The organism is Promicromonospora iranensis (genome assembly GCF_028994775.1).
GTDB lineage: Bacteria > Actinomycetota > Actinomycetes > Actinomycetales > Cellulomonadaceae > Promicromonospora > Promicromonospora iranensis_A.
In genome coordinates this window covers 15,942-29,233 of sequence record NZ_JAJQMN010000017.1, presented here as the reverse complement: position 1 = coordinate 29,233, position 13,292 = coordinate 15,942, and the positions used below count along the sequence as shown (strand labels likewise).

The window sequence follows — 13,292 nt, the reverse complement described above, 5'->3', positions numbered from 1 at the left end:
CTGACATGTAGTCGTCAAAGTCCGACAAATCCAAACATTCGATTTCACCCGTAGGTTTTCTTCCTCTGTTCGGCCCTGGGCAACCGCTGGTTGGGTACCGATGGTTCGTTGACCTCTGCCTGAAACGGGCAGGGGCATTGCTCAGGGGGATCTGATGGCTCGCAGGACGACGACCGGTCCGGTCGCGATGTCGACGACGTTGCCCATGCCCGGCGCGCGGTGGTGGACGCGGACGGTGACAGTCGCGGTCACGGCAGCTGCCCTGGTCGGCGTCTACCTGGTGCCGGCCGTGCCGGCGGTCGCGTCGAGCCTCGACAAGCAGTCGGAGGCGGACCGCGCCGCCGCCGCGGCTGCTGCTGCTCCGCCTGCCTCGAGCAAGTCAGAGGGCAAGAGCGACGACGAGGGTGGCAACTGGTTCACGGACCTGTTCGAGGGCGGCGAATCGACCGAGGCGGATCCCATCCCGGCGGACGCCGAGCTGGCGCCCGAGGAACACTCGGTGGATCCGACGGTCGCGACGCCGGCCGAGCCGGGCGAACGCGTGCGCGAACTGACCGGCAAGCGCACCGTCAACACGAGGACGTTCCTGCTGGACGACGGCCAGCGGCAGGTCGAGGTCGCCGGTGAGCCGCTGTTCTACGAGACCGCGCAGGACGACCTGGCGGAGATCGACACCGCCGTCACCGCGACGGGCAAGGCGGTGGCCGCCGCGGGCGCCAAGGGTCTGTCCGCGAAGGCGGGCAAGGCCGCGACCTCCGAGGGCTGGTCCCACGCGAGCGTGGCGAACACCGCTCGGTCGTACTTCGGTGAGAAGGCTGACCGGGTCGTCCGGGTGGAGGACGCCGATGGTCGTGGCGTGACCGTCGGTCTGCCCGACGCCGAGGACGCCGAGCTGTCCTCGCCTCGGGTCGACGGCGACACGGTGACGCACGAGGACGTGGCGGCACTGGGCGGCGCCGACCTGTCGTACGAGGTCCTGCCGGGCAGGGTCAAGGAGTCGATCATCCTCTCCGAGGCACCGGACGACGCGGGCCAGGTGGAGTACACGTTCACGCTGTCCGATCTCGCCGAGCTGACCCCGCGCCTCGAGGAGGACGGGTCGATCGGGTTCTACGGTGAGCTCGATCCGGAGCCCGCCGTGGTGATCCCGGCGGGGGTGATGTGGGACTCCCGCGAGGCGGAGACCTCTGAGGGCGGCAAGATGTCCGCGCCGGACGACCAGGGCGCGTCGGTGTCCGAGGACGTGACCTACGAGCTGGAGCCGTCGGGCAGCGGCGAGTGGACGCTGACCGTCACGCCGGACCTGGACTGGCTCACCGACGAGGACCGGGTCTGGCCGGTGACGGTGGACCCGACGATCATCATCTCGCCGACGGGGAACTTCTCGAAGGACACGATGCTCCTGTCGGAGGCGCCCTCCACGGAGTACTACGCGAGCAGTCGGCTGTCGGTGGGGCGCACGGAGGGCGGCGTTGCTCGCGCCATGCTTGCCTTCCCGCAGCTCGGTGACGTGGTGCCGAACGGTTCCACGGTGACGGATGCGGACCTGGGGCTCTACTTCGACCAGGCGCACACCGACTGGGCCACCCGCGTGCCACTGGAGGTGCGAGAGGTCACCGGTGCGTGGGACTCACCCACGGCCAACTGGTCGAACGCAAACGGCCTGGAGGGCGGGATCGCCGGGCTCCAGCGCACCTTCGACAACACGCACGCCTCGGCGCAGTTCACCGGATCCTGGCCGGCGTCGGCGAACACCGCGCTGACGCAGTACGCGTACGGGCGCACCTACCAGTACACGTACGGCAACGGTGACGGCACGACGGACGAGTTCTCTGTGACGCCGAACCTCCCCGAGGCCGGGGTGTGGCAGATCCGGGTGGCGCACGTCCCGGGGGCTGACCGGGCGCGGGCGGCGAAGCTGCAGGTGACGTTCCCGGGCGGGAGCACGCGCACCTACAACGTGGATATGACGCGGGGTACTGCGACGTCGGGTGGGGTGTGGTCGGTGGTGCAGTCGCACACCCTGAACCCGGGGGCGCGGGTCGCGGTGACCGACCAGGACGTGCAGACCGGGAACGTGGTCATCGCCGACGCCATTCGCCTGATCAAGGGCGGTACGGCGACCCGGACCCCGGGCCAGATCGGCAAGTGGCACAACTATGACGTGACCCAGACGGTGAAGAAGTGGACCACCGGTTCGTTGGCGAACAACGGGTTCATGGTCCGCGCCACCGATGAGACCGTCAACGGCCCGGTGGGCGGACCACGGTACGAGGCGGGGGAGAACGCCTACGGCGGCGAGACCCGCAACATGCCGCGCCTGACCGTGACCTACGGGCAGCCGGGCGTCGTCATGGACATCCCTGACACCATCCACGCGACAGGCGCCGAGCTGTCCTGGTCGACGTACCGGGACCCTTCGTCGGGCACGGGCGACAACCTGGTGGAGTACCAGGTGCACCGGTCGGTCTCGCAGACGTTCGCGCCGTCGTCCTCGACGCTGGTGGCTCCGGTGGCCCCGGGAACGACGGAGTTCGTGGACACGACGGCGGTCCCGACGCCGGCTGACGCCACCGACGAGGGCAAGCTGTACTACTACCAGGTCGCGGTCAAACGGCGTGACGGCAGCATCGTCCCGTCGTCGACGCAGATCGTGCGCCTGCCGAAGGCGGGGCACACGACCAAGGTGCTGGTCGCCTCGGGGGACACCTCGCTGGCCAGCGGCAAGCCGACCCAGAACTGGAACACGATCCAGGACATCACCACCCAGCACTGGGACCTGGTCGGCAACGCGTCGGCGGTCTACGGCGACACCCGCACCGTCATGGAGTGGGACGACGCCACGTGGGACATCCCCGACGGTGCGGTGGTGACCGATGCGTCCCTGCGGATGTGGCAGGAGACGACGGAGACCACGCGCACCAACTCCGACGGCAGCATGGTCTACCCGACTCTCGGCGAGTACGAGCTGCGTCGTGCCACCGTCGACTTCGACGAGACCACCGCCACGTGGAACGACCCGGACGGAGCCGGCCCGGGCACGTGGAACCCAGGCGGCTCGCACTCCTCCGCCGTCCAGTCGACCGTCTCGGGCGTCGGTGAGGGCCCGTCCCGCCTGGCGTGGGACGCCAAGGCCGTGACCCAGGCGTTCGTGAACAACCCGTCCTGGCACAAGTCCCTGATCGTGCGGATGGCTGACGAGGCGGAGTCCCAGGACCGGTCCCTGTTCGCCTCGAAGGAGGCGGCAGCCAACGGCGGCCTGGAGCGCTCCGGTCCCCGCCTGTCCGTGACGTACCTCAGCACCGCGCCGGAGGACACGTTCTACGCGCCGGACACCCCGGAGCGCATGAACCCCGGCTCCACGTACAAGGTGCCGGTGACCGTGTCGAACACGACCCAGACGACCTGGGTCGCCGGGGCCCAGGAGCTGGTCGCGTCCTGGACGCTGCCGGACGGCTCGGTGGCACCGGGCTCGGAGTCGACCACCACGGCTCTGCCGCAGGACCTCTCCTCCGGCGAGGTGGCGGACATGACGGCGACCGTCGTCGCGCCGCCCGTCAGCGACGGCAACCTGCGCTCGGACTACGAGCTGTCGTGGGAGATCGCCAACGGCACGTCGGCCGCGCAGGAGAAGACCGCCCGGCAGGACGCGGAAGCGGCGGGCGAGGACTCCGCGCAGGCCGCGGCGTCCGCCCAGGGGCTGGACACCACCGCGACGGGTGACGTGGCCGAGGAGACCGAGGCGAGCACCCTGGCCGACGCCGGCATCGCGGCGCTGCCGGCCGGGAAGCTGAAGCAGAACGTCGCGGTCGAGGACCCGACGTCGGACCAGCTGGGTCTGGAGAGCTTCTACACCTACGCCGGCAAGAACACGGGTGCCGGTGGCACCCTCATGACCAACGTGGCCGCCGGCAACGCCGTCTGGTCGTACGACGCGCTCAGCAACCCGGGCCGCGGCCTGTCGACGTTCGCGCGGTTCTCGTACAACTCGCAGGACACCTCCGACACGGTGTCCGGGTTCGGCTGGTCCGCGCAGGTGGCCGGGCCGATCCGGCTGGGCGCGCCGCTGGAGTTCCACCCGAACAACGGCCCGCGCGAGATCATGCTGCCGGACGGCGACGGCACCACCCACGTGTTCCGGCTGAACTCCACCACCGGTCAGTGGGACGCGCCTGCGGGCGTGAACTACCGGCTGACGCAGAGCGCCGCCGACGTGACCTGCCCCGGCAACCAGGACTATGTGGCGGACGCATGGCAGCTGCTGCGCCCGGACGGCACGACGTTCGTGTTCGGCTGTGACGGCTACCTGAACAAGGTGATCGACAAGAACGGCAACACGCAGCAGTTCACCTACGCCGAGCGGCAGTCGAACAACCAGCCCCGCAAGTTCCTGCAGTACGTCACCGACCCCGCGGGCCGGCAGACCCTGACCGTGGACTACTGGACCAAGGGCCAGACCGGCTGGCGGTACGTCGACGAGACCACCGGGAACCTGGTGACCGGGTCGGGCAAGCTGACCAACTCGAAGATCTACGACCACGTGCGGTCCATGACGGACGTCTCGGGGCGCAAGCTCGAGTTCTACTACACCGACAAGGGCCTCATGGGCCGGATGATCGACGGCGCGGGTGCCACCGACGACGCCGGCGAGTCGATCGCGAAGCACTTCAAGTTCACCTACGACGCCGACCAGGGCAACAAGAACGCCAAGCTCACCGCGGTGACCGACCCGCGTGGCAACACCACGCGCATCGGGTACTACTACCCGTCCGAGGGGGACGACCCGAAGGACCACTGGTCCGTGCAGACCATCACCGACCGGCTCGGCGGCGACACCTCGTTCGACTACGTGCCGCACGCGACCAACGACGACTGGTGGACCTCGACGGTCACCGATGCCGAGGGGCATGCGACGAAGTACGTCTCGGACGACTTCGGCCGGCCACGGTCGGTCACGAACGCGAAGTCGGAGACGGTCGCGCTCACTTGGGACGGCGACAACAACGTCCGGACCCTGACCGAGGCCAACGGCGCGGTCACCGCGTACTGCTACGACCCGAAGACCGGGTACCCGCTGTGGCAGCGCGACGCGGAGCAGAACGATGCCCGGGGTGGTGCGCCCGCAGCCGCGGAGTGCGTGCCCGGGGAGACGGCCGAGCAGGCACCGCCGGGTGCGCAGGTCATGGAGTACCGGCCCTGGGAGAACGGGTACGTCGCGCAGATCGCACGGACCACGTCGCCCGAGGGGCGGAAGAACCAGTTCACGTACGACGCCAAGGGCAACCTGCTGACCGTCACGGACGGCAAGGGCATCGCGACGGCCACCGCTGGTGACTTCACGACGTCGTACACGTATGACACGTACGGGCAGCTGCTGACGGCCAAGGACGCGAACGAGAACGTCACGAAGTATCGCGGGTACACCGCGGTGGGGTATCCGGAGGTGACCGAGGACGCGCTCGGCAACGTCTCCCGGACCACGTACTCGAACGACGGACGTGGCCTGGTGACCCAGGTCGAGGACCCGCTCGACGGCCTGGTGACGCAGGCGTACGACGCCTTCGGCCGGCCGCTGGCGGGTACGCAGCGCAAGTCGGCGGACGAGACCATCACGACGCCGGCACCGGTCTACGACGCGAACGACAACGTGACCGTCTCGACGGCGCCCAACGGCGCCGTGTCGACGGCGACGTACGACAAGACCGACCAGGTCACGAAGTCGACGATGCCGAAGGACACGTCCACGGGGCCGGAGCGCGCGAGCGTGTTCACCTACGACACGGTCGGCAACCTCGAGACCGTGACCGAGCCCAAGGGCGTGGCCACCACCGGGGACGCCTCCGACTTCGTGACGCGGTACGGGTATGACTCGATCTACCAGCAGACGTCCGTGACGAACGCTGACGGCGACGTCATCAGCTACTCGTACGACGAGGTCGGCAACCTCGTGAAGACGGTGGACCCGAAGAAGAACGCGTCGGCGGACCCGGACGACTTCACGTCCACGACGAAGTACGACCTGAACCACCGGCCTATCTCGGCGACGGACGCCGCGGGCAACACAAGCACGACGGATTACGACGCTGACGGCCTGGCCGTGTCCTCGACGGACCCGGACGGCAACACGTCCTACGTGACCTATGACGTGCGCGGTGCCCAAGTCGAGACGAAGACGCCGCACGAGAGCGTCGGCGGTGTGGTGCAGTACCGGACCACGAAGGTCGAGTACGACGAGGTCGGCAACACCACACGGGTGATCACGCCGCGCGGTGTCGCAACGGCCGACCCGGACGACTTCGCCTCACGGACGGAGTACGACGCGCTGAACCGGCCGGTCAAGCAGTTCCAGCCGTACGACCCGGCGGACACCCGGCACAACGACGCGAACGTCTACACAGAGACGACGTACGACGCCGCCGGGCGAGTGGTGAAGACGTCGATGCCGCCGTCGGAGGACCAGACGGTGCGCAACGACTCGACGACCGAGTACTTCGACAACGGGTGGATCAAGAAGTCCAGCGATGGCTGGGACATCTCGACCGCGTACGAGTACGACGACCTGGGTGCGCAGACGGCGCGGACGCTGACCTCGGCGGACGGGTCCGCGAACCGGACGATGACGTGGTCGTATTTCCCGGACGGGAAGCTGAGGACCAAGGCCGACGACGGTGTGCCGGTGGGATCGCACTCGGTGGTGACGGACAACGACACCGAGGGTCTGGTTGAGCCGACGGGTACGTGGGCGACAGCCTCGGCCGCGGGCGAGCAGGGCACCAACCACCGCACGCATGCTGCGGTGTCGGGGGCCTCGACCGACAAGTTCACCTGGACGCTGGATGTCCCGGCGGACGGCACGTACTCGGTGGCGGTGACGTACCCGCAGGTCTCGGGTGCCGCCTCGGACGCGACGTTCGAGCTGACGCATGGCAAGGACGGTGACGGTCACGGTGGTGTGGTGACGGAGCCGGCGTACACGGTGAACCAGACGACAGGTGCGGGCGGGTGGTCCGACGTCGGACGGGTTGCGCTGCGCAAGGGCGACCCGGTCACGGTGACGTTGAAGCCGTCGGCGACGGGCAAGGTTGTCGCGGACGCCGTGCGGTTGGTGCGGGACAACTCCGCGGACACCGACACGGAGGCGCATGCGTTCGCGTACTCCTACGACGTCAACGGGAACATGACGGGGATCAACGACACGAGCTCTGGTGCCCGGGCGGACGACTACCAGGTCGCGTACACGGGGTTGAACCAGGTGGCGTCGGTGAAGGAGGCGTTGGCGGGTCAGGAGACGGCGACGACGTCGTACTCGTACGACGTGCTGGGACAGCCACTGACGGTGGCTCACCCGGACCAGCGGTCGGAGTACACCTACGACCTTGCGCTCGACCCTCGCGGGCCGCTCACTTCCCTGTCGGTCGACGATCTGAACGACAGCGCCGCGGCGAAGGTGACTCGGTACACCTACGACGCTCTGGGGCGTCAGGCGACGCAGACCAAGGCCAACGGGAATGTCGTCACCAACGGGTACTTCCTGGACGGTGCGCTGAAGTCGCTGCGTGAGGAGAAGTCTGGTGGGGCGCTGGTCGCGTCGCATGCCTACACGTACGACGACAACGGGAACAAGCACACCGATGTCGCCTCGAAGGCGAACGCGGATGTTGCCGGTGCGTATCTGAACAGCACGACGACGTACTCGTACGACCCGGTAGACCGGCTGAGGAAGTCGGTCAAGACGGGTAACGGTGCCAAGACCGAGACGTATGTGCATGACGACAACGCGAACGTCATCGAGCAGTCGGTGGGTGGGACGGCGACGGCGTACTCGTACGACCGCAACCGCCTGCTGACAGCGACGACGGGCACTGCTGCGGCGTCGTACCGGTATGACCCGTTCGGCCGGCAGACGTCGGTGGTCTCGGTGGGGCTGACAATCTCCCGGACGACGTATGACGGGTTCGACCACATCGCGCAGTCCGAGCAGATGAACGACGCCGGGGTGCTGGAGTCGACGACGTACGAGTACGACCCGCTGGACCGGACGGCGTCCAAGACGACGGGCAGCGGCACAACGGAGAAGACGACCAACTTCAGCTACCTCGGTTTGTCCGAAGAGGTTCTGGGCGAGGAGGTTGCTGGGCAGCTGACGAAGTCGTACCAGTACTCGCCGTGGGGTCAGAGGCTGTCACAGGTCACCCAGAACGATGACGGGACGTCCGAGGACGCGTACTACGGCTACAACGCTCACACCGACGTCGAGACGCTCACCGACGAGAACGGAAACGTCGAGGCCACCTATGGGTACACCGCGTACGGGAACGCGGACGAGTCCGAATACACGGGGATCGACAAGCCTGAGGCCGGCTCGCCGGAGGACGCGGAGCCGTACAACGCATACCGGTACAACGCCAAACGTTGGGACGCGGCTTCTGGGACGTACGACATGGGGTTTCGTGACTACGCACCCGGCCTGAACAGGTTCACGACGCGAGACATGTACAACGGCGCCCTCGCCGACATGGGCCTCGGCTCCGATATCTACACCGGAAACCGTTACGCCTTCGGCGCCGGCAACCCAATCTCAATGATCGAGATCGACGGCCACTTTTCGCTCGACGGTTTTATGGGCAGCGCTGCCAACCTTTGGGAAGAGAACAAGGCTGACATCATCGGGGGCGCGGCGGGCTTAGCGGTGGGCGTTGTCGGGGGCGCCGCCTGCGCGGCAGTTGGCGCTGTAACGTTCGGAGTCGGAGGCGTGATCTGCGGAGCTGCTGTCGGGGCGCTCTCTGGCGCAGTAGCTGGCGCGGTCACGAGCACAGTCCAGGGGAACGAGGTTGGATCGGGCGAGTTCTGGAAGGACACTGGTGTCGGCGCCGCAACCGGCCTAATTGGTGGATCCGTCGGTCGCGCTGGCGCCGCTGCCGTCCGGAGCGCGACAAGTAAGGTAGGCATTGTCGACGAGCTCGGTGGGGCGATAAAGCGACCAGACTGGATCGCGAGGACGCTCGAGCGGTACACCAACAAGGCGCTGCAAGAGGCAAGTCGTGGAACGAATAAGCTCTCCAGACATCTCAGTAGCAAAGAGATCGGTCATCTTTCCAATCCCCGCTTGAGTAATGCCACTCTTGGGAAGTATGTCGATCGACGTGTTAAGGAACTTGTCGACAACAGCCGACTTATGAGAATGTTGGGCGTCAGGACGACACCGAACGGTGCGAAAGGCGGGGGGCCCGACGTGGTAAACCGCGGGAGAGAAGCTGGCGGCGTGTCGTGGTATGACGTTACAACCGTTGGTCACTGGGCGGCTCACACAACTAGGAGCTACAGCGGGAAAGGCGTTGGAATTCTGTGGAACCAGATAAAGTAGAAGACCTGCGACACCGCTGGTCTACGACAGCAGGGCAACAAGTACTCGCCGAACTAGCTGGTCGAATCGTCAGGCGGAAAGACTTCGATGGCCTTCCGCTCGGCCGAGTAAATGGGCGAATCGACTTGCGGTACGCGCCAATTCCGGGCGACTATCTTGAGGTCCGAAAGATGAAGGTTACTGATGTGGACTTCACTGCCGCCAGTTTTCCGAGTACACGAATGGAGTTCTCGATGGTGGAGAACTGCCTCTTCAATTACGCGAAGTTCGACGGTATTGTCATTGCGGGATCGGCGGTCCGTGACTCGTCATTTGTGGGTGCGGATCTTCATGAAGCGCGCCTTGGCCAGGACACGAGAAAATTGCCGAGGTCGCTAGTCAGTCATTTTAGTGAAGTCAGCTTCGAACACGCTTTATTGCGCGGCGCGCACACCACCGGGGCCGAATTTGTCGACTGCAATTTCCGAAACGCATCTCTGGACCAGGTGAACTTTAGCGGGAGCCTGCGAATGATTCGCTGCACTTTTGGCGGCGATGTACGCGGAGCGACCTTCCAGGGACAAACGTCCCGAAAATCAGTATTGTCCGATGTGGACTTTTCGGATTCGATGTTTAGTGATGTGGACGTCATTGGATTCGACTTGTCGAGCGTGCGCCTGCCAAGGGATAGGCGAATCTTCGTCATTAAAGCCGGACGCCTCGCCGATGAACGCGTCCGAATGGAATCACTGGTCAGGTCTGAGGAGACGCCAGCTAGGGATCGCAAATCTGTTTCCTTAATTCTCGAGTGCGTCAACTCCATTTCGTCACTGGGTGGAGGTGATGTTCTTATCAATTGCGCCGACCTGGGGCTAGGCTTCGAGGAAGTTGAACGGGTTCTGAGCCTCATTGACTCTGAAATAAACTCACCGCGCGGCGAGTAGTTCGGCCTAAACATTTCTTCATTGTTGAATAGATTGGCGTCCTCCTGAGGTCTGCCCAGTGACGCCCCCGTCTAGCCGACGGGCGCTGCGGGCAACGCGAGCTCTACCGAGTACGACGCGGACGGACTGACGGTCTCTTCGGCAGATCCGGACGGCAACACCTCGTATGTCCTGAATGACGAGCGAGGGACGCAGATCGAGACGAAGACGCCGCACGAGACGGATAATGGCGTGGTGCAGTACCGGATCACACGGATCGAGTACGACGAGGTCGGCAACACCACGCGGGTGATCACGCCGCGCGGTGTGGCCACGGCTGACCCGGACGATTTCGCCTCACGGACGGACGGGTTCGACCACATCGCGCAGTCCGAGCAGATGAACGACGCCGGGGTGCTGGAGTCGACGACGTACAAGTACGACCCGCTGGACCGGACGGCGTCCAAGACCGCAGACGGTAAGACGACTGACTACACGTATCTTGGGTTGTCGTCGGAGGTGCTGGGTGAGGAGGTTGCTGGGCATCTGACGAAGTCGTATCAGTACTCGCCGTGGGGTCAACGGCTCTCCCAGATCACGCACCAGGCCGACCCGGAGGCGGGGGTCGAAGCGGGGGAGAGCGCGTACTACGGGTACAACTCGCACACCGACGTCGAGACCATAACCGATGACGCTGGTAACGCAGTCGCGACGTATGGGTATACCGCGTATGGAGACGCGAACGAGTCGGAATACTCGGGGATCGACAAGCCCGAGGCCGGTAGCCCGGAGGACGCGGAGCTGTATAACGCGCACCGGTACAACGCCAAGCGCTGGGATGCCGGCTCCAGCAGCTATGACATGGGCTTCCGCGACTACGCACCCGGCCTGAACCGGTCCACGACTCGGGACATGTACAACGGGGCTCTCTCGGATATGAGCCTCTGTTCGGACCCGTACACAGGAAACCGATACGCGTTCGGATCCGGCAACCCGATTTCTATGGTCGAAATCGATGGCCACCTCGCGTTGGACATGTTCGGTGGGGACTTCGTTTCGGATCCCTGGATCGACGCCGCAATCCACGGCGGCGAACTCATATCAGGCACGCGCGACGGTGCTGCTGGGCTTGGCCGAGACAGCAACCAGATCATGTACCGCGAGTCTGGATCGAGCGGGAGTGGGACGTCAGGTGCTGGCAATGGCAACGTACGAGTCCCAGTTGGGGACGAGCGCGGATCGGGCAATTGGATCGAATACAAGCGAACTGGGAGAGGGATGGACTACCAGAGCCAGGTCGCGGGTGTAGAACGCGGATGGGAATCTCGTATTGAGGTCCCAGGTCTGAGCAAGCCTGTTGACTTCGATGGGTGGGACGGCGCGCGCAAAACCCTTATGGATTCGAAAGGCGGTTATGGCGGGGACTCCTGGGTCAAGGATGGCAAGGTTACTGAATTGTTCGCCGGCAAGATCAGGACGGAAGTCGATCGGCAACTGGAGACTGCGGGTGACACCGACCTCGAGTGGGTGTTTTCTGACCGCACCGCGACGAGCGCCGTTGAGACATTTTTCGAAGAGAACGGTTACGACGTGGCTGTTAGGTTCCAGGCGAAAGCAAATAGCACGGGCAAGGGGCCACGGCCCGTGTGAGTCCACCAGCGTTCGGGATGGCGAGGACAGATGCTGGTTTCCGGATTGGTCGGCTGTGTGGGGTTGGGCCCGCCCTGGAGAAGGGGTTAATGAGCTGGAGGTCTCCCATCCTGTATCTGAGTGACCGAACGGTTCGGCATGATAGCGGTATGCCGTGATTGACCGAATGCTCCTGCGTGGATTTTGGGGTGCGCGCCAGGAGGATGTTGACCGACTCGCCGACAAGTGGAGCGGTTTTCTCCAGTCAATATCCCAAAACTTGGACCTGCCCGGCGATGGGTGGAGTGGCGCAGACTACGGGGAGATTGATATTTCGAGTGCGGACGCGGTCTCGGACTGGGTCGATCGATCGATCTCGGAGTCGATTTCTGCGGACACGCCAAACCTTCAGTTCTCAATCACTTCGGACGGTTTGCCGGCGGGCGCATCGGTGTCAGTAGCTGCCAGGATGGGCTATGAGGGAAGCGCAAGAAAGGTCCTGAACGCGGTAGTTATCACAGTCGACTACAGAGAACCGCTTGTCGTAGTGTCACTACACCTTTCTCGTTTATTGGAGGCACTGGTTAGCGTTTGGCGTCCGGATTGGGTAGAAGTTTCAGACCGAGAATTGCGCGCGATGCTCGCCGATTCGCGACCCGCGTCGGTGAGGAGCCCGCGCGCCGGGTATGTGACGTACTTGTCTGCCGGGCGCGCTCAGGCTATTACCGGCCTGCCCAGCGCTGTGCTGTCGAGGCACTTTGATGGTGGTCTGATTCTGGAATTTCCTACAGCGAATTGGCAAAGTTCGAGAGAGTTGGCGCTGGAGTTGGATACTCGGCTCGCGCGGTCCTCGGCCATGGAGGAACTCCCGATTGGGTTTTCTGTTTGGAGCTGAACTCGATCGTGTGGTCAGGGTGAGTGACCTCGGGACAATTCTTAGTTGACAACCCGGCTAGCGGCCCAAGGGAACGGCTTGCCGACATCGAAACAAACTTGAGGGATGAATGGCACGATATCACTCAGTCGTCCTCAGGGAGGCGGGGTATGGCTCTGGTCGGGCCAGTGGGGATAGCGCCAACGGTCGCCTCATGTATACGAAAGTACGACGGCATCGTTGGCCTTAGGGTGTTATTCAGCGGTTCGGGCGTGATCATGAGTGCGTAGCGTTCTGACCGGCGGCGTGCGGGCCGTTCTTGCGATTCTTGGTGTTACGACGATGGACGTACGGAGCCCATTCAGGGAAGCCGTTTAGCCCGGGAGGGACTGAATCACGATCTTGACGATTAAACCAGGTGGCGACTACTTCTATGAGCCAATCGAGACCGGACCTGCCATACGGTCGAGCCCGCGGCCCCGTACGACCTCGTCGACCACCGGCGCGCTGTCGAGTCTGCGCG

At 64.8% G+C, this 13,292-nt stretch carries 3 protein-coding genes; all 3 read left to right on the top strand.

Annotated features, from left to right (window positions below; all coding sequences use genetic code 11):
- Positions 1-154 precede the first annotated feature (154 nt).
- The 3 genes from LUU90_RS23600 to LUU90_RS23590 all read left to right on the top strand — a co-directional run bounded on the left by LUU90_RS23600 (position 155) and on the right by LUU90_RS23590 (position 11,916).
- Positions 155-9,364 carry a DNRLRE domain-containing protein gene (locus LUU90_RS23600; RefSeq protein ID WP_275006404.1) on the top strand — a complete coding sequence of 3,070 codons (9,210 nt, stop codon included), beginning with the start codon at positions 155-157 and terminating at the stop codon, positions 9,362-9,364.
- Positions 9,365-9,549: 185 nt separating this feature from the next.
- Positions 9,550-10,287: a pentapeptide repeat-containing protein gene (locus LUU90_RS23595; protein WP_275006403.1), complete on the top strand. Its 738-nt coding sequence runs from the start codon at positions 9,550-9,552 to the stop codon at positions 10,285-10,287.
- 231 nt (positions 10,288-10,518) lie between these two features.
- Complete coding sequence (locus LUU90_RS23590; protein ID WP_275006402.1) at positions 10,519-11,916, top strand: Tox-REase-5 domain-containing protein; 1,398 nt, start codon at positions 10,519-10,521, stop codon at positions 11,914-11,916.
- Positions 11,917-13,292: the final 1,376 nt, after the last annotated feature.